The organism is Flavobacterium dankookense (assembly GCF_004362665.1).
GTDB lineage: Bacteria > Bacteroidota > Bacteroidia > Flavobacteriales > Flavobacteriaceae > Flavobacterium > Flavobacterium dankookense.
This window is the reverse complement of sequence record NZ_SNXR01000011.1, coordinates 412,248-433,041: the sequence shown is the minus strand read 5'-3', so window position 1 is coordinate 433,041 and position 20,794 is coordinate 412,248. Positions and strand designations below refer to the sequence as shown.

Genomic DNA, 20,794 nt, shown 5'->3' with positions numbered 1-20,794 from the left:
TATTCAACTATAAATAAAATTGATAATGACCAAAAAATAAAAATACTTTGTTACTTTGTGAAAAATTCGATTGATGATTATTGCAAAAAATATTATTAAAAAATACGACAGCGTACAAGTACTAAAAGGCGTTTCTTTAGAAATAAAAAGAGCAGAAATTGTATCCATAGTTGGTGCTTCAGGAGCAGGAAAAACTACACTACTCCAAATCTTGGGAACGCTTGATAATCCTGATAAAAATGACAATTCATATTTAGAAATTCAAGGACAGAATTTATTAAATATGAAAGACAAGGAATTGTCTAAATTTAGAAATTTACATCTTGGATTTATCTTTCAGTTTCAACAATTGTTACCCGAATTTACCGCTTTAGAAAATGTTTGCATTCCTGCTTTCATTGCTGGAAAGGAAAAAGCCCAAACCGAAGCTGAAGCGATGAAACTGTTAAACTATTTAGGTTTAGCGGAACGAATACATCATAAACCCAACGAACTTTCGGGTGGCGAACAACAACGCGTTGCAGTTGCCAGAGCTTTGATTAATAAACCTGCCGTTATTTTTGCCGATGAACCATCCGGAAATTTAGACACTGCTTCTGCTGAAAATTTACATCAATTATTTTTTAAATTGAGAGACGAATTCAATCAAACCTTTGTAATTGTTACCCATAATGAAGAGCTAGCCAACATGGCTGATAGAAAATTAGTAATGGTTGATGGTTTAATTTCTGAATAATGAACTTTGACGAACTCAAAGAGTTTTTGGACGAAAAAGTTGAATTATACAACACAAAAAAATTCATAGACTCAGATCCTATTCAAATTCCGCATCAGTTTTCAGTAAAAGAAGATATTGAAATTGCTGGTTTTCTCTCTGCTACCATCGCATGGGGAAATCGAAAGATGATCATCAACAATGCACAAAAGATGATGGATTTAATGGATAATTCGCCATTTGACTTTGTGAAAAATCATAGTCCAAAAGATTTAGAAAGCTTAAACCATTTTGTACACCGAACTTTTAATGGGCAAGATTTTCAAACTTTCATAAAATCATTGCGGCATATTTATCAAAATCATGGTGGATTAGAAGGTGTTTTTACTAAAAATCAAGAACCAACTTCGCTCCAAAAAAGCATCACTGTTTTTAAAAATCATTTCTTTGAAATAGAACACCAAAACAGAGCCAACAAACATGTTTCCAATCCTGAAATGGGTTCGGCAGCCAAACGAATCAACATGTTTCTACGTTGGATGGTTCGTAAAGATAATTCTGGTGTTGATTTTGGTCTTTGGAAAAACATTTCACCAAGCAAATTATCTTGTCCTTTAGATGTTCATTCGGGAAATGTAGCAAGAAAACTTGAACTCCTTTCTAGAAAACAAAACGATTCAAAAGCGCTAAACGAACTGGATGTAATGCTACGCAAACTAGACGCAACTGATCCAGTCAAATATGACTTTGCGCTATTTGGATTGGGTGTTTTTGAACGTTTCTAATTCATTATAATTCGATTCAATTCCGCAAGAGAAATTGGTTTAGAAACAAACTCGCGAACAGTTTTATAAAGACTTACTTTTTCGATTTCAGTAGTATCAATAGTTGACGAAGTAACATAAACGTTTAGCGAATCGCCAAAAGGTAATAACTCAATTTCATCCAAAAACTGCCAGCCATCAAGCATTGGCATGTTAATGTCAAGAAAGATTATATCGGGTAACTTTTCGTTTTTTGAAAATTTTTCTTTTAAAACTTCTAAGGCTAAATATCCATTTGAAAATGTTTCTAAAGGTGTATTGTTTTCCATTTTTAAAAATAATTTTTTAAGCACAAAAACAAAAATTGCATCATCATCTATCACAAAAATAGATTTCTTATCACTCATATAATCTAAATTTAAATTCGGTTCCAATATTAACTTTACTCTCCACTCCAATATTTCCTCCCAATGCTTCTATGTGGTTTTTGGTCATAAATAATCCCAAACCAACAGCATCAGGATTGCCATGAAATGTTTTATACATTCCAAAAATTTTATCTTTATTTTTAACCAAGTCTATTCCAAGTCCATTGTCTTTAACGCTTATAGTATATTTATTCTCTTTCTTTTTTGCTGTAATTTCAACAATCAAATCTCTTTCTTTTGAACGGTATTTGATAGCATTTGTTATCAAATTGAGCATGATACTTTCAAGATAGGAAGGAATTACTTTGATAGTAAAATCATCAGGAATGTGATAATTAATCGTAACATTATTACTTTTAACTATGGCGTTGATAGCAACTAGAATTTTTTCAATTTCTTCTTTCAGATTTAGCTTTACCCTATTCTCTTTAGAACTCAATTGAATATTTACGGTTTCATTTAAATAGTAAATCGTATCAACTAGTTTTTTGTTACTTTCCTTCAGTAATTGAAAGTATTCTTCTTTTTCATCATTGTCAGAAGTTGATTCTATTAAATCAATAATCATACTGATATTGCTCGTATTAGAACGAATATTGTGAGAAATAATGTAGGTAAAATCAAGTAGTCGTTCGTTAAGATTTTTTGAAATGGTATACATTTTGTCAATCTCCATTTCTGCTGTTTTTATAGCTGTTACATCTCTTGAAATGATAATGTATTTTTCATAATTACCGTTTTCATCATATAAAACACTAGCTGTATCTTCTCTCCAAAAATAATTTCCTTCTTTATTTTTAAATCGGAATTCAGATTTAAAGTTCTTCTCTCTTTTACCTAAATTATCATAGATAATGGTTCTAACCTTTTCTACATCTTCTGGATGGATGCTATTAAAAACATCTTCCAACTTCATTTTATAGACTTCTTCCTCAGAATATCCAAGCATTTTAGAGTAAGAAGGTGAAATGTAAGTGATTACTTTATTCTCAAAAACTACAAAACCATCTTTAGAATTGTTTGTAATTAAACTCAGTTTTCGCTCACTCTCTACTAATTCTTTTTCAACTAATTTCTTGTTATTTTGCTCAAAAAGTATGGATAAAATATCCGCAATTGAACGAGTAAATGCTAAATCAGAATCTATCCAAACTCTATCGCTATCCCGATGTTCACAACATAGCACTCCATACAGTTTTCCATCAATTCGGATTGGCAAATCAAGCATATCTGTTATTCCAAGCGGAATTAGATAATTTTCTTTTAACTCTTTGGTATAAGTGTTGTTCAACACATCATCAGCCACAATGGCAATACCGTCTTTTAATGCTTTGAAATAAATAGGTAAATCTGCGGCAATTAAATCAGCCTCTTTGGTATGGGAATTAGTATTTTTTTCGAATAGATTTAAGCAGACAAGTCTATCATTTTCAATTTTCCAAAAACTGCATCGCTCAATATGTAAACCTTCTACAACTGTTTCGGTGATTTTATCTAGAGCAATTTCAATGGTGGTATGATTAGCCAAGGAAAATCTGTACAATTCGAGCAGTAACTCAAAGTGCTTATCAGAATATAGTAGATTCTTGCTAATTCTTCCATTTTCCATACATCACTACTTACAAATAAGAATACTGGAAATTTAAGATTATTATTTAGATAACACAAGTTAATTTTAATTAATATTATAAATTATTAAATAATTTATGTTAAAAACAAATTATTATTATTTTGAACATGGAATATCCTTTAAAAATATATATTTGTTAAAAAAAATAGGAATGAAAAAAATTACACAACTACTTGCTTTACTACTTATCGTTTCCTCCTGTGGCGTTCGTCAAACGAGAGATATGTTGACTTCTGGAGAATATGATGGAGCTATTCAAAATGCTGTTGATGGGTTGAAAGGCAACAAAAACGCTAAAGGAAAACAAGATTATGTTTATTTGCTCGAAGAAGCGTTTGCCAAAGCAAAAGATAGGGATTTACGTAACATAAATACTTGGTTTAAAGATGCTAATCCACAAAATCTTGAAAAAATATATAATACTTATGTACAATTGAATAACCGCCAAGAACAAATTCGTCCATTATTACCATTAAAATTATTAAAAGAAGGTCGAGATGCCATTTTCCCTTTTGATGATTATTCAGATCAAATTGTTAGCAGCAAAAATGCTTTAGCAAAATATTTATACGATAACTCAAAAGCGCTTTTAATCAACAAAGACAAAATGGTTCTCAGACGTGCGTATGATGATTTGATTTACTTAAAAAACTTAAGTCCTGGATTTAAAGATACTGACAAGCTTATTGAAGAAGCACGATTTAAAGGAACCGATTTTGTTAGCGTTTACACCAAAAACGAAACCAATATGGTTATTCCGGTTCGTCTTGAAAACGATTTATTGGATTTTAGCACCTTAGGTTTAAATGATAAATGGACTGTTTATCACAGCAATCGCCAAAAAGGAATTGATTACGACTATGGATTGGTGGTTAATTTTCGCCAGATCAATATTTCACCAGAACAAGTGAAAGAAAAAGAACTTCAAAAAGAGAAAATTATAAAAGTAGGTTTAAAAAATCTATTAAATGCTAACGGACAAGTTGTAAAAGACAGTTTAGGTAACGCAATCAAAGTTGATGACATGCGAACAGTTCGTGCTACTGTTTATGAGTTTGCACAATTTAAAGCATGTCAAGTAACTGCAAAAGTGGATTATATTGACTTTAGAACCAATCAATTATTACAAACATTCCCATTAGCAAGCGAGTTTACTTTTAATCATATTTATTCGAGATTTAAAGGTGATAAACGAGCATGTGAACAAGAATACTATCCTAATTTTGATAGACGAGCAGTTCCATTTCCATCCAATGAACAAATGGTTTTTGACACTGGAAATGATTTAAAAAACAAACTGAAAGAAATTATTACAAGGAATAAATTCAGAAGATAAAAAACAAAAAACGCATTGTTCTCCAATGCGTTTTTTATTGCTTTAAATCAAATAAATGATTCTAATTTCTTTGCCTCGATACTTTCATGAGAGGTATCATAAATTGCTTTTCCTTCCTTAATAAGTATAATTTGTGGTGATTGATGAATAACACCAAAACGTTGAGCTATCTCATTTGAAATATCCCGAAACTCTATTAAATCCAGAAAATAAGTTACAATTTTATCGCCAAATGCAAACTCATTCTCAAATTGCTTCAAAGCATATCTGCTAATACTACAACGTGTGCTGTGCTTGAAAATCAAAACTAACTTTTCATTTGACACCTCAACAATTTCATTCAACTGACCTAAATCGGTTAATTGTCTCCACGTCTTTTTTGAAGTTTTATTATCTTCTTCGGATGAACCAAATATATTTTTAAATAAACTCATAAAGCCTTTAATTTACATTGAATTGATTTTACAAAATTACGGCTTCTTTATTTAAAAAACTTGTTTTTATGTATTGATTAATACCATCATTTTTTTGGTTTAGTCAAATTATAAATTATCAGAACATGTTGTTTTAATACAAATTAATTCCCTCTATAAGTCGCGTATCCAAATGCAGAAAGCGTTATGGGAACATGATAGTGATTTTGATCTTTAATCTGAAACACAACATCTATAAATGGATAAAAACTTTCTATGTTATTTTTTTTAAAATAATCATTAGTAAAATAAGTCAATTTATAAATCCCAATATTAGATTTTTCAGAATTTAAAAAATCAGTAATTCTGCCATTAACATCTGTAATTTTTTCATCTACCAAATTCCAAGTTTTGTTTTGCTCGTTATATCGTTCCAATTTGATATGAACGCCACTAACTGGAACTCCTTTTGAAACATCTAGAATGTGACTAGACAATTGATAATTTGCTTTTTGTGCAAAAATAATTGAAACAAAAAGCGTTAAAGCGACTGTAAATAAGTTTTTCATGTTTTTTTAATTTTAAATTTTTATTTTGAAGTAGTAATTCCAAACTCTTGAATTGTTGCCGATTTCGCTAAAAAATCATCATTTTCTGGACTTCCGCCACCAGCAACTCCAATACTTCCCACAATAGTTCCTTTGTACCAAATGGGTGAACCGCCACTCAGTAAAAGCAATTCTGGTAAAGTATTTAAATTTTTTGTGTCGTCATTTGCTGCAGCATTTCTCAACAATAAAAGTGTAGCCGTTTTTGTAGAAAGCGCGGTGAAAGCTTTTCGTTTTGCGGCATCCGCGTTATGAGGTCCAACTCCATCATCTCGAGTTAGTAAAACAATTGTTCCTGAGGCATCAAGTATTGCTATGGCTACTTTTTTATTAAGCAAACGAGCCGATTCATTAACGCGTTTAACTATTTCGAAAGATGCTGATAATGTCAAATTATCTACAGAATGAATATAGGTGTTAGTTGATATTCCAAGTTCTTTTGGTTTCTCTTTAGTTTGTGCAATACCAAAAAAAGGTATTAACAAAAGAAGTAAGTGCAACGTTTTCATATAAAATTTGTTTCAGCAAAATTAATTGCTCAAAAACAAAAAAACGTTGCTTTATGTCAACGTTTTCTATAATTTAGATTTGATTCTACTCAAAGTAGATGGAGAAATTCCCAAATAGGAAGCTGCCATTTTATTGGAAACTTTAAGGAATAGTTGAGGTTGATGTTTTATTACCCATTTCACTTTATCTAATGCATCAAAACCTTGAAAACCATATATTCTTTTTTGAGCAACTATAAAACCAAGCTCCAAAATTTCAGTATATAGTTTTGCAAATTGCGGTATTTCTTTAACTAAGTTATAAAAGTCGGCTCTTGATATGCACAAAAGTTCCGATTTTTCAATGGTTTGCAAATACTCCTCAGCAGGTAACTGATCAATAAAACTTGGTAAAGCAGTAGCAAAACTACCTTGAAATGCAAAAAATCTCGAACTTTCATTTCCATCTTTCGAAATTGTAAACAATCGAATGCTTCCTTTATTGATGAAATAATAAAAATTACACACTTGAGAATAATCCAAAAGAATTTGATTTCGCTTTGTTTTCAATAACACAAAACATGAACAAATCTTATCAAGAGATTGTGCATCAATTTCAACTTTACTTTTTATAAATTTTTCTAAAACAGAATACATAATACTGAAATGTTAAGGATAATCGATGAAGCATGTAATTAAATATCCTATTTTCAAATTTAGTGTAAATAAACTGAAAAATTGACATCAAACCCGACTATTTGTCGTAACTTTATTAGTGTTGTTTGCTTTCAAACAAGCCATTTTGACCGCTTTATAACATTGGAACATAAATTGACGTAACTATTTCAAAAATCAATTTCAATCACAACAATAAATTATACAACAATTCACTATACAACAACACATTATAAAAAAAAATGAACATCAATAAATTCACAATCAAATCGCAAGAAGCTTTGCAACAAGCACAGCAAATTGCACAAAGTTTAGGGCAACAACAGCTCGAAAACGAACACATTTTCAAAGGTATCTTGGAAGTCGACGAAAATGTAACCCCTTTTATTTTGAAAAAACTTAACGTTAATGTAGAGCTTTTCAAAAAAATATTGGACAGTACCATTCAAAGTTTTCCAAAGGTTTCTGGTGGTGATTTAATGTTTTCTCGTGACGCTGCAACCACAGTAAACGAAGCAGAAATCATTGCTAAAAAAATGAACGACGAATTCGTTTCTATCGAACATTTAATCTTAGCTATTTTCAAATCGAAAAGTAAAGTCGCCCAAATCCTAAAAGACCAAGGTGTTACTGAAAAAGGTTTGCAAGCTGCTATCGACGAAATGCGTAAAGGAGAACGAGTAACTTCTGCATCTGCCGAAGAAACATACAATTCTTTGAATAAATACGCTAAAAACCTCAACGAATTAGCTAAAAGCGGTAAACTCGATCCAGTAATTGGTCGTGATGAAGAAATTCGAAGAGTTTTACAAATTCTAACACGTCGTACTAAAAATAATCCGATGTTAGTTGGTGAACCTGGTGTTGGTAAAACAGCCATTGCCGAGGGTTTAGCACACCGAATTGTAGATGGTGACGTTCCTGAAAATCTAAAAGATAAAATCGTTTATTCTTTAGATATGGGCGCATTGATTGCTGGTGCGAAATACAAAGGTGAGTTTGAAGAACGATTAAAAGCGGTAGTAAAAGAAGTAACTTCTGCCGAAGGTGACATCGTACTTTTCATTGACGAAATCCATACTCTTGTTGGCGCTGGCGGTGGCGAAGGTGCGATGGATGCAGCAAATATTTTAAAACCTGCTTTGGCTCGTGGCGAATTGCGTGCTATTGGTGCGACAACTTTAGACGAATACCAAAAGTATTTTGAAAAAGACAAAGCACTCGAAAGACGTTTTCAAAAAGTAATGGTCGATGAACCGGATACAGAAAGTGCGATTTCGATTTTGCGTGGTATCAAAGAAAAATATGAAACCCATCACAAAGTGCGAATCAAAGACGATGCAATTATTGCGGCTGTAGAATTATCACAACGTTATATTACCAATCGTTTTCTTCCTGATAAAGCTATTGACTTGATGGACGAAGCGGCTTCTAAATTGCGTATGGAAATCAATTCAAAACCTGAAGAATTGGATGTTTTGGATAGGAAAATTATGCAATTGGAAATCGAAATGGAAGCGATTAAACGTGAAAATGACGAAACCAAATTGAAAGGTTTGGGAATGGATTTAGCAAACTTAAAAGAAGAACGCAACGAAATTTTCACCAAATGGAAATCAGAGAAAGATGTTGTAGATAATATTCAAAACATCAAGCAAGAAATTGAAGATTTCAAAACCGAAGCTGAACAAGCTGAACGTAATGGTGATTACGGAAAAGTAGCTGAAATCCGTTATGGAAAAATTAAAGACGCTCAAGAACGTTTGGATGCTTTACAAATTCAATTAGCCGAAAACCAAGCAGGAACTTCGTTAATCAAAGAAGAAGTAACTCGTGAAGATATTGCAGAAGTCGTAGCAAAATGGACTGGAATTCCAGTAATGAAAATGCTTCAAGGTGAAAGAGAAAAACTCTTGAAACTAGAAGACGAATTACACCACAGAGTGGTTGGTCAAGAAGAAGCTATTGAAGCCGTGAGCGATGCTGTTCGTAGAAGTCGTGCCGGATTGCAGGACATGAAAAAACCAATCGGTTCTTTCTTATTCTTAGGAACAACAGGTGTTGGAAAAACCGAGTTAGCCAAAGCGTTAGCCGAATATTTATTTGACGATGAAAACGCAATGACACGTATTGACATGAGCGAATACCAAGAACGCCATTCGGTAAGCAGATTAGTTGGTGCGCCTCCAGGATATGTAGGTTATGATGAAGGTGGTCAATTGACCGAAGCTGTTCGAAGAAAACCATATTCTGTAATTCTTTTGGACGAAATTGAAAAAGCGCATCCTGACACATTCAATATCTTATTACAAGTTTTGGATGAAGGACGATTGACCGATAACAAAGGTCGCGTTGCTGATTTCAAAAACACAATTATCATAATGACTTCCAATATGGGAAGTGCCATTATACAAGACAAATTTGATAACCTAAAAGGAAATATTGAAGCCGTAACCGAAGCTGCCAAAGTAGAAGTTTTAGGTTTATTAAAACAAACGGTAAGACCAGAGTTTATCAATAGAATTGACGAAATTGTAATGTTTACGCCATTAACAAGTGCGAACATCAAACAAATTGTTGGATTGCAATTGAAAAGCGTTACCAAAATGTTAGCACATCAAAACATAACAATGGATGCAACTCCAGAAGCGATTGATTATTTAGCACAAAAAGGTTACGATCCTCAATATGGAGCACGTCCTGTGAAAAGAGTTATTCAGAGAGAAGTATTAAATCAGTTGTCTAAAGAGATTTTAGCGAATAAGGTAACTACTGATAGCATCATTTTATTGGATAGTTTTGATGGTCAACTAGTTTTTCGCAATCAATTACCTGGTGAGCTTTACTCCGAAGAACCTGAAAAAATTGAAGGAAGAGAATAGATAATAAAACTGATTATAAATTAAAAACCACGACTTAAAATTTTAGTCGTGGTTTTTTAAATTAAAAAAACTTCTAAATATTAGTCTGCTATTCTTTTACTATTTTATGTGAGCTTGAACCATTTTTTTTGCAAATTATTAAAAAAAAAATTCCAGTTGTGTATTCACTTTAATCAATTTGCTTCTAATTAAAATGTGTCAACACTACATAAATTTGTTGACCTATACTAATTAAAATTTTTACTTTAATAAAGTACTTTTACTATTTCTTGATACGGCTATTGACAGTAGTGGTATTTTATATTAAAATTGAAATTTATATCCAAAATCTGGAAATAAACCTATTTGGTCAATTCTATTTACTTGATTTGTTAAACGATTATAACGACTTACAAAAATATTATCATTGTCTGTTACATTCTGAATTTCGCAATAAAATATGTGAGATTGTTTTCGTTTTTTACTATTAAATTTTATTCCAGTTCTTAAATCTAGTCTAAAATAAGCGTCATATTGTTTGCTATACGCATTAGCATCGTCATTAACTTGAAAACCTGCATTTTGTGAAGCAACTAAATCTATTGGCGAATAAAATCGTCCTCCAGATGTTGTTATTTTTCCATCGAAAGATAGAATGGTGCGTTTCGATTTTCCGACTTTGAATTCCTTTCCACCTAAAGCGTTAATGGTATATTTGTTATTAAAAGGTGAGTTTCTCTCTATTCCATCACTACCTTCGTATTTACTTTCAAAAAATGATGTGGTTACAAGTGCGTGATAACCTTTGCTAAAGAATTTTTCTATGGTTAATTCTATTCCGATATTTTTTCCTTTTCCATTACTTACTAATGATGTTTTGTCGGTTGAATAACCAAAATCGGAACCTTCTGTTAAAGTTGAATAGCTACTAGCGAAATTTTCAACACCAGCATTATTAATATTTTGGTAATATAGTTCGGCTTTGCCACGCCATTTATCTGCTAATTTTACATCATAACCTAAAACAAAATGATTGCTTCTTACTAAGTCTAAATTTTTATTGGTTTGTACTAAATTCCCACCGATGTTTTCATTCTGAAATAAAATCGGTGCTGGAACATTTTGATGATGTAAACCGTATCCTAAATTTATAGTATTATTGCTATTAACTTTATAGGTTACGGAAGTTCTTGGTTCTAAAACAAATTGATTGTTAACAGAAAATGATTGTCCGTGAAGTCCAGCATTTAATGTTAATTTTTCAGAAAGTCTAATTTGAGCTTGGGCATAAGGTTGCAAAATCGTGTAATGGCCTTTTGTTTGGTAAATAGTATTGAAATCTTCAAATCCATCGGCATTGGCATCAGTTTGTTTGAATCGGTCTTGTAGATTAAAATCTATATTGAAAAGCTCAAATAAAACTCCTGTTCTAATTGTAAAATTTCTATTTATTTTTGAGTTAAATAAGGAACTTACTGTAATTCTATTTTCCTGATTATCACTTTCTGTATACCGAATTTTATTTTCGGTTGGAGTTCCAATATCAAACAATCGATCTTCTTCATAACTATTTAAAGAATTTGAAGTTCCAATTGTTGTTTTTAGAAATGAATTATTTCCAGTTGCTACTTTATGAGTTAAACCAACAGAATAAAAATCGGAATTTAATTTTTGATTGGCATCTTTTGCAGAAAACAAGTCTTCATCAGTGGCATCTTTTCCAAGAAATTCAATATTAGAAAATCCTGCAATTCCGAAAAGTGTAAAATTACCTAACTTGGTTTTTCCAAAATCAAGATGGAAAGAAACATCATTATAGTTAGGAATTGCTGCACCAGTTCCTGAACCGCCAAGATAACCTGCAATGCCGTAACGACCAGCAACCAAAAATGAACCTTGATTTTTTCCCATTGGTCCTTCGGAGACAAACTCAACACCAGGATAAGCACCAATGCCAGCAGTAAATTCGTAATTATCTTTGTTTCCTTTTCTAAAACTCAAATCAAAAACACCGCTAATTGCATTACCGTATTCGGCAGGAAAAGCAGAAGTTAGAAAATCGGAATTGGCTAACATATTTGGGTTTAAAGCCGAAACAGGACTTCCTGTTGTTCCTAAAGTTGAAAAATGATTTGGACTTGGTACAGGAATTCCTTCAATGCGCCACAACATTCCTGCAGGTGAATTTCCTCGAACTACAATATCATTTCTGCTGTCATTTCCAGTTGAAACTCCTGCAAAATTAGCAACCAAACGAGCCACATCGCTTCTTCCACCAGCATATCGATTTACTTCTTCTACGCTAAATTGTCGCGTTGATACTGCAGCCATTTTATTGATTGCTTTTGCTTTATTATTGTCAGATTTAATAACAACTTCCTCCAATTGATTAAATTTTTCAGTTAAAGCAATGGTTAAAAAAACATCTTTCCCTGAAGTTACATCAATATTTGGAACCGAACTGTTTTCATAACCTGCAAAACTAATCTCGATTACTTGCCTTCCGATTGGAACATTTTGCAAAGTAAAATTTCCATTTTCGTCAGTTTCAGAAGTGTTGTTTTCTGAATTAACTAGTACAATAATTACACCCTGAAGTGGTTTTTCTGATAATTTATCGGTAATTTTTCCTTTAATAGTTCCGTTTTGAGAAAAAACGGTTAATCCAAATAACAAACACACTAGTAATAATCCATTTTTCATAGTAATTAAGTTTAAATTTCAAAACAAAATTACTTTGAGTTTATATCATTAAACGATAACATTTGTTTAGATTTTACCGAAAAATGATTTTCCTTGTAAGGCTTGAATTAATGTAAAAAGAGCTAATCCGAAGTACAAAATACCTAGCCCAATGGTAAGTTTGGTGTTTTTTAATAAATAAAATGATGCGATTGGAATGATTTGCAAAGCGTGCATTCCTATAAAATGAGCAATACGCAAATCACCATAAGTAAAACTCCAATTCAATATTGCTAAGCCTTTGCTTCCGTCTTCACTTCCTATAGTATGTGCCATTTTTGAACCCATAACGAAACCTTCAAACGAAAAAATAACAAAGATTATCAATCCCAATCGAATGCTCCACAAATAATAATTGGGTAATTCTGAAACGGTAGAGCTAAAAAACAAAACAGCAATATAAGCTGTTGCCAAAGTTGCAATGGTTGCCATCAAGGCCATCATTGAAAACAAAAAAGATTTTGTTGGTGTAGAAATATTATAATGTGAAAGCTCTCCTTTTGAGGCTTGCAATGCAATATAGACTATCTCAAAACCCAAAGTAATGATGATAATCCAATTAAAAATGGTTGGATTAAAACTAGGCAAATACCCTAAAAACCAAGCCACTGTCCAGGAATAGATAAATGTAGAAAAAGCAAATTTGAAAGGTTTGATGTACGCGTTAATTCCTAAAACTTCGGTGGAAGTTGTTTTTGAAAGTATAAAAAACAGTATAGTAAAAACCAAACAAACTAATCCGAAATTGAACAAGGTTTCGTTTCTTTCTTTTAAGGTTTCAATAAAGTATATCATTTGATTTTAAAATTAATATCAAATATAGAAAAGATGGATTTTCAAAACGATAACAAATGTTTATGTTTTTTTTAATCGACTTAAATGTATTGATGTAATTCCTAAATAGGAAGCAATCATATGTTGTGGAACACGATTATGAATGTTTGGAAACACCTCTGAAATATTGTCATAACGCTCTTTTGGTGTTCTAAAATAGTTGTTTTTTATGCGATTATCTTGGTAAATAAAATAATATTCAGCAATTAATCTACCCATTTTTTGACCTTCTTTCAAATTGGCATAACCCCAATCAATAGTAGATTTTGGCATAATTATAACTTCGGTTTCTTCTAGTGCTTCTAAAGTATAAATTGATTTTGTTTGCTGAATAAAACTGGAGTAATCGGCAATAAATTGATTTTCTAATGCAAAATGAATTGAATGTTCCGTTCCACTATTGTCAAGAATTTTAACTCTAATGATTCCTTTATTGATAAAAAATATTTCGTTTGCAATTTCGTTTGGTTTACTTAAAACTTCTTTTTTCTTAAACGTTTTAGATTTGCAATAACACAAGAAATTTTCCATTTCGTTTTCTGAAATAGTTATTAGTTCTTTTATAGCAAATTGTAGTTGTTTCATCATTTTTTTATGATCTATGGAATCATTATTATAAAGTTCCTCTTCTTAACAAAGTTAAAAATTCGCTAACAATTATTTCAGTTAAAGATAAAAAATCTTGCGAAACGCAAACGTGAACTTACTACAAAATTCGCAATTGTGTGAAATGGCTGTTGTGCGTACTTCTTGTTATTTTTTCTTGCAATATATCTTACTGTCTTTAAGTTTAAAACCAACACTTGAATATAAATTTATTGCAGCCAATCTATGGTCTTCTGTAAAAAGAAGTATTTCAGATAGTTCTTTTTCTTCGCCTACTTCAACTAATAAGTTGATTAGTTTTCTTCCTATTCCTTTTCCCCGTGACGCTGAGTCTACAACTACATCTTCAATCCACCCCTTGCTTCCAGATATAACTTTGTAAGTACACATTAATGCAATTCCAATTATTTTATTATTGTCCTCACAATAGGCAACTGTAATTTGGTTTTTCTCATTCAATATTTCTTCAAGATCTAACTGAATTTTGTTTGGACTTAATTGACGGAATAATTCAGAAACTTGTTCTTTAATGCCTATGTTTAAATCATTTTTGTTTAAAATAGCTGTATTCATTTCTTTTTAAATATTTTAAAAAATATAATTTTATTGAGTTATTATTTTATTTCAAATTTAAGTTACTATTTTCTATGAACACGGTAAAATTACGCCCTTGAAACGGCTGTTAGTAGCAATTTTATTAAAAAGTTCTGCTTTCTCCGTCTTTCGGAATAAAAACTTTGTCAGAAAGTCCAATTTTTGAAACTGCTGTTTCTAATTGCTTTCTCGTTGTCGGACAATGATTTACTGCTTCTAAATGGTTAGCGATTACTTGATTTGGTGCATTTTTTACAAATTTTAAGATGTCATCCATTCGCATTAACAAAGGTTGAAAAATATCCAATTGAGCCGTTCCACAAGCCACAACTGAAATTTCAGGTTTTAATTGTGTCAAAACTTTGTGAACGTCATCAGTATATATGGTATCGGCACTTAAATAGATTGACTTTTCATTTGGTAATTCTAAATAAAATCCCATTACATTTCCCATAGGTTTTGCTACAAATCCATACCCATGAACGGCTGGAATACCCTGAATTATTCCACCTAAAAAACTGGTTTTTTTCCAATAGTCAACCGTTTGGGAAACGTTTAATCCTTTTTTTCTTAATGTACTTTCGTCCTTAACACTACAAATAACAGGAATTTGTTTAGTGCGAAGAAAATGCTCCGCTTCCTTGTCCAAATGGTCTGGATGCAAATGCGTTATTAAACAATGTGTAGCTTTTTCAACAATATCCATTGCATTGCTTGGTAAATCTACAATAGGATTTCGTTGTGGTTTGAAACGGAAAAGTGTAAATGTTGGTCCAGCTGTTCCTTTTTTTCCAAGCATTGGATCAACTAATATAAAATTATCTCCAGTTTCTATGACTAAAGTGGCGTTTCTTAAATGATGTACTTTCATTATTTAGTAGTTTTAAATTGAAAGTGCAAAGTTGCTCAATGCTATAATGTTTTACATTGATTGAAATCAAGAAATTAAATTTTTTTTCTAATTCTACTTAATGTTTCTGGAGTAATTCCTAAATAGGAAGCAATATGATACTGAGGAATTTGAAGTAACCAATCATGCTTATTTTTCATAATCTCGAGATATAATTCTTCAGCAGTATTTACAAAATGGTTGAATTCTTCATTTTCTTTATTAACAACAATTCTTTGGAAAATAGTTTCAATAAATAGTTTGCCACATTGGTATTGATTGGTAAAAGTCAAGAATTTATCTTTAGATAAAACCCTTAAATCAACGTCAGTCAAACATTCTTGATACTTTCTTGTTGCTGTGGAATGTGTAAACGAAGAAAAGTCGGTTATAAAACCTGAACTAGTGTAAAAATTAATATTTTTTTCCCTGTCGTTAGTTGCATAATATTCTCTAATAATGCCTTCGTCTAAAAAACGGAGTTCATTTTCAATAGCTCCATTTTCTAAAATGATTTCCCCTTTTTTGTATGATTTAATAACAAAAGTAGTTACAAATTCTTCTAAACCTTCTTTATTAAAAGGAAATTCATTGCTAAAAAATAAAGATAATTTGTCTGCTTCTGTCATTTTTATTTTAAAGTACTTTCTGCGGTTCGGCAAAATTGCCAACGTTTTACTGCTTCTCGTCAGTTGCAAACTTCGCAACCAATTATATTCTATCAAAGATAAAACTTCCTGCGATAGGATAGATTGAATTTACTTCAAAATTCGCACTCGAGCAAAGCGAACGGACGAAGTAATCGTGCCAAACACCATTTATCCCCTGTTCTTTTTTCGTCAGTATGGTTTAAACTTTTCAAATGTCTTTCCATTAAATTTATATACACCATTTTCGTGCGTTCCAAGCCAAAGATCACCATTGATGTCTTTGTATATGCTGAATAAAGTAATGTCTTTTGAGTTTACTTGAACTGGATAGTGTGTAATTTTTGTTCCATCATATTTCCAAACGCCACTACGATAAGTTACAAACCACAAATTATTCTCGTTGTCTCTTACTGTCGATAAATACTCATTTAAACCACTGGTATTTTTTCCATCTAAACTACCTATGCTTTCGTATCTTGTATAAAACTTATTGCTTTTTAAAGTGGCGCTGTCGTAAATACTATAACGGTTTTCAGTATTAAACCAAAAGTCGCCATTTTTGTCTTCCGTAATTGAACGCACTCCATTTGCTCCTTCATTTCGAAATTCTGTCACATCTTCTTCGGTAATCCATTCAAATGATTTTCCATCATAACGACATACTCCTACAGGATTAGTGCCAAACCAAATGTTTCCTTTTCTATCTTTATATATGCTATAAACTTCAAATGGATTATTATGTTTAGGTGGCTTTGGAAGTGTCAATTCATAAAGCGTATTTCCATCAAATCGATAGACTTTTTGTTCGGCTCGATAGGCATTAACTAGCCACAAATCATCTTCTTCAAGTTTCCACTCATTACTTGGGATTGCTTTGATATTGGTAAATGATTTTCCGTCAAACTTTGTTATGGTAGCATTTGGGTTCATACCCGCGAAATATAAGTTGCCCAATGTATCTTCTTCTATATCATCCACTCTATTGGTATACAAACCGTGTTTTGTTGTATAATTTATCAAAGTCTTACCGTCATATCGATACACTCCAGTTTCCCAACTTCCAAACCAATAGGTATTATTCTTATCTTGATAGACAACCATAATGCTTTTACCAAGTTCTTTTACAGTATCACCTTTTATAAATAAATCAGTGTTTTTCTTCTGATTAGAGGTCTGTCCATTGCATGATGTCAATAAAGTAATAGTGCTCAGAAATAAAAGTATGTTTAATCTCATTGTCGTCTTTTTGATGATTGCAGTGTTGTCATAGAGTTACTACTAACGCTCCGCCTCTTCTCGTCAGTTGAGAGCTTCGGAACCGATTATTTTCTGTTAAAGATAAAAATTCTCGCGAAACACAAACGTGAACTTACCACAATATTCGCAATTACGAGGAACGGCTGCTACCAGAAGTAGCTTTATTTAAATCCTGCATTTCTAATTTCAGATGTGTCTACTATCTCGTGGTCTAAAAAAATTGCAGAATATTGAGGATTTTTAGTAGATAAATTTACTTTATAAAATTTGTCTTTACTTTCTTCTCGGTTACCGTAATCAATATCTTCACTATTTCGATATTTCTTTCCGTCATAAAAATATTCGAAATAATAAGTGTTAAAACTTCTATTACTATGGAACTTATAAACTTTTGCTACAGTTTCATATTTGTTTTTTTCAATACTATCCGATCTTTTGTTCATATCAATAATTGCAGAAGTAATCATAAATATGAAGATTGAAATTCCGAATAGTACTAAAATTTTTTTTCCCATTTTGTTTGATAAATTTATAAGGTATCGAGCTTTACTATTTTCAGTAACTTTTCAACGCTTGGCTTCAGTTACGAACTCCGCAACCAATCATTCTCCATCAAAGATAAAACTTCTTGCAAAACACAAACGTGAACTTACCATAAAATTCGCAATTGCCCAAAAAGCAATTATCCAATATATTCCTCTAATGATGTCATTATCATTATACCTTTTTCCTCCACTCGCAGCAGTTTGTAGCTATCAACATTCCCTTTACCATTAGTAAAAATGATTTCGATACTGCTCCCATTTTCTCTGATTTCAGAAATCTTTGTCAACGGAATTTTGAACTTTGCTCCTATTTCACTTCTCAAATAATCGTAAAGTTTATATCCTCCTGCAATTGCTACTACTAGTAACGTCAACCCAACTTTTCCCGATATAAGATTTTTAACAACCAAAAACGCCAACAAACCAACTATCAAAATAATAAACCCTAAAATGGAGGAACTTTTAGTATCATTTTTACTTGCAACTCGTTTCGTCTTTTCCATCAAGTCAGTAGTTTCACTCCAATTTCCAGAATTAGTCAGATATAGATTCTCAGAATCTATATTGACATAACCAAATTCATATGTAAACCATTCTTTCATATACTTTCGTTATTACTATTGAGTATGATATTTCGCGAGTTCCTGCAGTGGTGAACTATTGAACTGATTAATTACTGTTAAAGATAAAATTTCTTGCGTAATGTGAACTTGAATTTACTGTAAAATTTGTAAACTCGCCAAACGCTTGTTAGTAGATAGCTTTTAGATTTTTTCCATGAGTTCTTTCAACATTTTTCCAACTTCCATTTCATCCTGTTGCAAAGTGTCTTTACTAAAAACAAAAAAAATAAATTTAATATTTTCTATTATTGTGTCAAATTCTTTCTTTGGAATTTCTATGTCAAATGACATTGCATTCATAAGTTCTCTTGGAAATAATGGAACCATTTTAATTGTAGAAATTTTGAAACCATCAGGTTCTTTAGTTGTTACAGAATAATTATCTTCCGAGTATTTTATTCCTAGCCCGCAAGCATTTTTTATGTCGCAACCAATTTTGTATTTTTCTGAAACAAATTTACCATCATTAACAATTTGAACCTCAATTTTAAAAATGTATTGAGTATCATTTTCCTCTATAAATTCGGATATTACTTTTTCAATATAAACTAAACTTTCTCTCTCTTTGAGATATGAGTTCCTTACTTCGTATTCCTCCATTGGTACTGACTGAAAATTATGTCGTTTATAGAATTTCTTATCGCCGTTTATGTGTGGATTATTAGGTGATTTTGGAATTTTAACAACATATATTGTTTTTAAAAAGTCATCCTCAAATCTGACAGGAAAAATTCTTAAATTATCAATTTTCTGTTGTATTGTGCTAATAATAGTATTTTCAAGCCATTCTTTTGTAAAGATATTTCCGTTAATAAATGATAATCCATTTGCTACATGATCTTTCTCATCAATTCCATAGAATATTATACCTCCATCAGAATTTGCAAAAGCGGTAATGTCTTTTGAAATTTCTTTTTTAACATTTTTATCATTTGATAAAGCATTAGCATTCTTAAACTCAATGTTAATGGACTCTTCTAATCTAGAATTTATAATTTCAAGGATATCGTCTTCGCTAAATACTTCTTTATTAAGTATATTCATCTATAAAGTTTTTTTTTATATTAATCGCTAGTTAAAATGGCTTAACATAGTAGCTATAGCGTCTAACTTATTATTCTTTATCAAAAATAAAATTTGTTGCAAAACGCAAACGTGAATTTACAGCAAAATTCGCAATCTTGCCAAACGGCTGTTGTAAGACGTAGTAATATGTAGATCTTAAAATTTACTTACAGGTTTTGTTGTAGCTTCTTTTTTCGGCGAAGAATCAACTAAAAATTGTAATGCTGATTCTATACGTGAGCTAAAATTTTCTCTTAAAAATAAATTGGATTTTACATCAAAATAATCGCTTAACATAAGTTGTCTTTCGTTCCAATTTACAAATGCTTTTTCAACATCAATTGTTGTATTATTAAAATCTCCTATATCCATGCAACTCGTTCCTACTGCAACAAATTGATTGGCAATTTTAGACGTGAATTTGCAAGGGATAAATTCTTTCCATTCAGCAGTATTCCAGCAATTTACGTCATCAATGTTTGCCAAATCAACATAAACAACTTTTTTATGATTATTGTCTATACAAGTTGAGATTATTTTTAAATATTTATCGTCTATGCTAAAAGTAGTGATAATTAAGTTTTGGAAAGTATCATCTTTTGCAGGAAAATCTTTTGCACATTTATTCAAGAAATCAATAGCTTCTTGAGGTGTGCGGTCTTTCTGCACCTCAAATTCCTTGGTTTTCTTTTGAAAATAGCCATTCATTAATACTATTTCATTATACTTTTCTTGTGGATATGTAGTTTTGTCAATTGTCGCTAGCATACTTTCTGATTGCTTTGATAAAATAAAAAAATTATCATAACTTTTATTACTTGAATTATCCAACTGAAAATATCTATATGCACTTTTTAAATGCAGAAAGAGAACTTTTGGAGACCAAACCTTTGAATTTGGATTCATTTCCGCATTTAAATCTGCAGTAATTTTAATGGCATCTTGGTAATTTTCTTTATTGTAAGCATCTTCAGCTTTTTGATACATTAATTTAGCATCGGTATCATTTATTTGGGCAAATGAGACACAACAACTAATTAATAAAAAAAGGAAATAATTATTTTTCATGAC

General features: G+C 31.3%; 21 protein-coding genes. 4 read left to right on the top strand and 17 right to left on the bottom strand.

Features of this window, described 5'->3' with window-relative positions:
* Positions 1 to 73 precede the first annotated feature (73 nt).
* Together BC748_RS03190 and BC748_RS03185 are read left to right on the top strand one after the other, a co-directional pair.
* Complete coding sequence (locus BC748_RS03190) at positions 74 to 736, top strand: ABC transporter ATP-binding protein (protein WP_133532012.1); 663 nt, start codon at positions 74 to 76, stop codon at positions 734 to 736.
* Entirely contained in the window at positions 736 to 1,500 is a 765-nt protein-coding gene (locus BC748_RS03185; protein ID WP_133532011.1) for a TIGR02757 family protein, read from the top strand. Before BC748_RS03190 ends, BC748_RS03185 begins: the two co-directional genes overlap by 1 nt.
* On the opposite strand, the gene BC748_RS03180 is transcribed toward BC748_RS03185, so the two are convergent.
* Together BC748_RS03180 and BC748_RS03175 are read right to left on the bottom strand one after the other, a co-directional pair.
* Entirely contained in the window at positions 1,497 to 1,886 is a 390-nt protein-coding gene (locus BC748_RS03180; RefSeq protein WP_133532010.1) for a response regulator, read from the bottom strand. The two genes, BC748_RS03185 and BC748_RS03180, sit on opposite strands and share 4 nt — an antisense overlap.
* Positions 1,879 to 3,435 (bottom strand): GAF domain-containing sensor histidine kinase, encoded by a 1,557-nt coding sequence (locus BC748_RS03175; protein WP_162846394.1) that lies wholly within the window; start codon positions 3,433 to 3,435, stop codon positions 1,879 to 1,881. Before BC748_RS03175 ends, BC748_RS03180 begins: the two co-directional genes overlap by 8 nt.
* Before the next feature lie 253 nt (positions 3,436 to 3,688).
* Between BC748_RS03175 and BC748_RS03170 the strand changes: the two genes are divergently transcribed.
* The gene (locus BC748_RS03170; protein ID WP_133532008.1) at positions 3,689 to 4,873 is read left to right on the top strand and encodes a hypothetical protein; all 1,185 of its coding nucleotides are present in this window, start codon (positions 3,689 to 3,691) and stop codon (positions 4,871 to 4,873) included.
* Positions 4,874 to 4,920: 47 nt separating this feature from the next.
* Here BC748_RS03170 and ytxJ read toward each other — a convergent pair whose 3' ends face one another.
* From ytxJ to BC748_RS03150, 4 genes are all read right to left on the bottom strand, one after another.
* Positions 4,921 to 5,307, bottom strand: a complete 387-nt coding sequence (gene ytxJ, locus BC748_RS03165) for a bacillithiol system redox-active protein YtxJ (RefSeq protein ID WP_133532007.1) — start codon at positions 5,305 to 5,307, stop codon at positions 4,921 to 4,923.
* A gap of 143 nt (positions 5,308 to 5,450) precedes the next feature.
* Complete coding sequence (gene uraH, locus BC748_RS03160; RefSeq protein ID WP_133532006.1) at positions 5,451 to 5,855, bottom strand: hydroxyisourate hydrolase; 405 nt, start codon at positions 5,853 to 5,855, stop codon at positions 5,451 to 5,453.
* A 20-nt stretch (positions 5,856 to 5,875) separates the two neighbouring features.
* Complete coding sequence (locus BC748_RS03155) at positions 5,876 to 6,403, bottom strand: heme-binding protein (RefSeq protein ID WP_133532005.1); 528 nt, start codon at positions 6,401 to 6,403, stop codon at positions 5,876 to 5,878.
* 66 nt (positions 6,404 to 6,469) lie between these two features.
* Positions 6,470 to 7,039, bottom strand: a complete 570-nt coding sequence (locus BC748_RS03150) for a Crp/Fnr family transcriptional regulator (protein WP_133532004.1) — start codon at positions 7,037 to 7,039, stop codon at positions 6,470 to 6,472.
* A gap of 260 nt (positions 7,040 to 7,299) precedes the next feature.
* Between BC748_RS03150 and clpB the strand changes: the two genes are divergently transcribed.
* Positions 7,300 to 9,939: an ATP-dependent chaperone ClpB gene (gene clpB / locus BC748_RS03145; RefSeq protein WP_133532003.1), complete on the top strand. Its 2,640-nt coding sequence runs from the start codon at positions 7,300 to 7,302 to the stop codon at positions 9,937 to 9,939.
* Positions 9,940 to 10,242: 303 nt separating this feature from the next.
* Here clpB and BC748_RS03140 read toward each other — a convergent pair whose 3' ends face one another.
* The 11 genes from BC748_RS03140 to BC748_RS03090 all read right to left on the bottom strand — a co-directional run bounded on the left by BC748_RS03140 (position 10,243) and on the right by BC748_RS03090 (position 20,791).
* Positions 10,243 to 12,621, bottom strand: coding sequence for a TonB-dependent receptor (locus BC748_RS03140; RefSeq protein WP_133532002.1), 2,379 nt, complete (start codon positions 12,619 to 12,621; stop codon positions 10,243 to 10,245).
* 66 nt (positions 12,622 to 12,687) lie between these two features.
* Positions 12,688 to 13,455: a hypothetical protein gene (locus tag BC748_RS03135; protein ID WP_133532001.1), complete on the bottom strand. Its 768-nt coding sequence runs from the start codon at positions 13,453 to 13,455 to the stop codon at positions 12,688 to 12,690.
* Between the two features lie 60 nt (positions 13,456 to 13,515).
* A complete protein-coding gene (locus BC748_RS03130; RefSeq protein WP_211338541.1) occupies positions 13,516 to 14,082 on the bottom strand; it encodes a Crp/Fnr family transcriptional regulator in 567 nt (188 codons plus the stop codon).
* Between the two features lie 165 nt (positions 14,083 to 14,247).
* Positions 14,248 to 14,673, bottom strand: a complete 426-nt coding sequence (locus tag BC748_RS03125) for a GNAT family N-acetyltransferase (protein ID WP_133532000.1) — start codon at positions 14,671 to 14,673, stop codon at positions 14,248 to 14,250.
* Positions 14,674 to 14,797: 124 nt separating this feature from the next.
* Positions 14,798 to 15,565 carry an MBL fold metallo-hydrolase gene (locus tag BC748_RS03120; RefSeq protein ID WP_133531999.1) on the bottom strand — a complete coding sequence of 256 codons (768 nt, stop codon included), beginning with the start codon at positions 15,563 to 15,565 and terminating at the stop codon, positions 14,798 to 14,800.
* Between the two features lie 74 nt (positions 15,566 to 15,639).
* Entirely contained in the window at positions 15,640 to 16,212 is a 573-nt protein-coding gene (locus BC748_RS03115) for a Crp/Fnr family transcriptional regulator (protein ID WP_133531998.1), read from the bottom strand.
* A 210-nt stretch (positions 16,213 to 16,422) separates the two neighbouring features.
* The gene (locus BC748_RS03110; RefSeq protein WP_133531997.1) at positions 16,423 to 17,469 is read right to left on the bottom strand and encodes a ligand-binding sensor domain-containing protein; all 1,047 of its coding nucleotides are present in this window, start codon (positions 17,467 to 17,469) and stop codon (positions 16,423 to 16,425) included.
* Between the two features lie 182 nt (positions 17,470 to 17,651).
* Positions 17,652 to 18,005 carry a hypothetical protein gene (locus BC748_RS03105; RefSeq protein WP_133531996.1) on the bottom strand — a complete coding sequence of 118 codons (354 nt, stop codon included), beginning with the start codon at positions 18,003 to 18,005 and terminating at the stop codon, positions 17,652 to 17,654.
* Between the two features lie 167 nt (positions 18,006 to 18,172).
* Positions 18,173 to 18,637 (bottom strand): hypothetical protein, encoded by a 465-nt coding sequence (locus tag BC748_RS03100; RefSeq protein WP_133531995.1) that lies wholly within the window; start codon positions 18,635 to 18,637, stop codon positions 18,173 to 18,175.
* Positions 18,638 to 18,799: 162 nt separating this feature from the next.
* Positions 18,800 to 19,702, bottom strand: a complete 903-nt coding sequence (locus tag BC748_RS03095; RefSeq protein ID WP_133531994.1) for an AlbA family DNA-binding domain-containing protein — start codon at positions 19,700 to 19,702, stop codon at positions 18,800 to 18,802.
* A gap of 177 nt (positions 19,703 to 19,879) precedes the next feature.
* The gene (locus BC748_RS03090) at positions 19,880 to 20,791 is read right to left on the bottom strand and encodes an outer membrane protein assembly factor BamD (protein WP_133531993.1); all 912 of its coding nucleotides are present in this window, start codon (positions 20,789 to 20,791) and stop codon (positions 19,880 to 19,882) included.
* Positions 20,792 to 20,794: the final 3 nt, after the last annotated feature.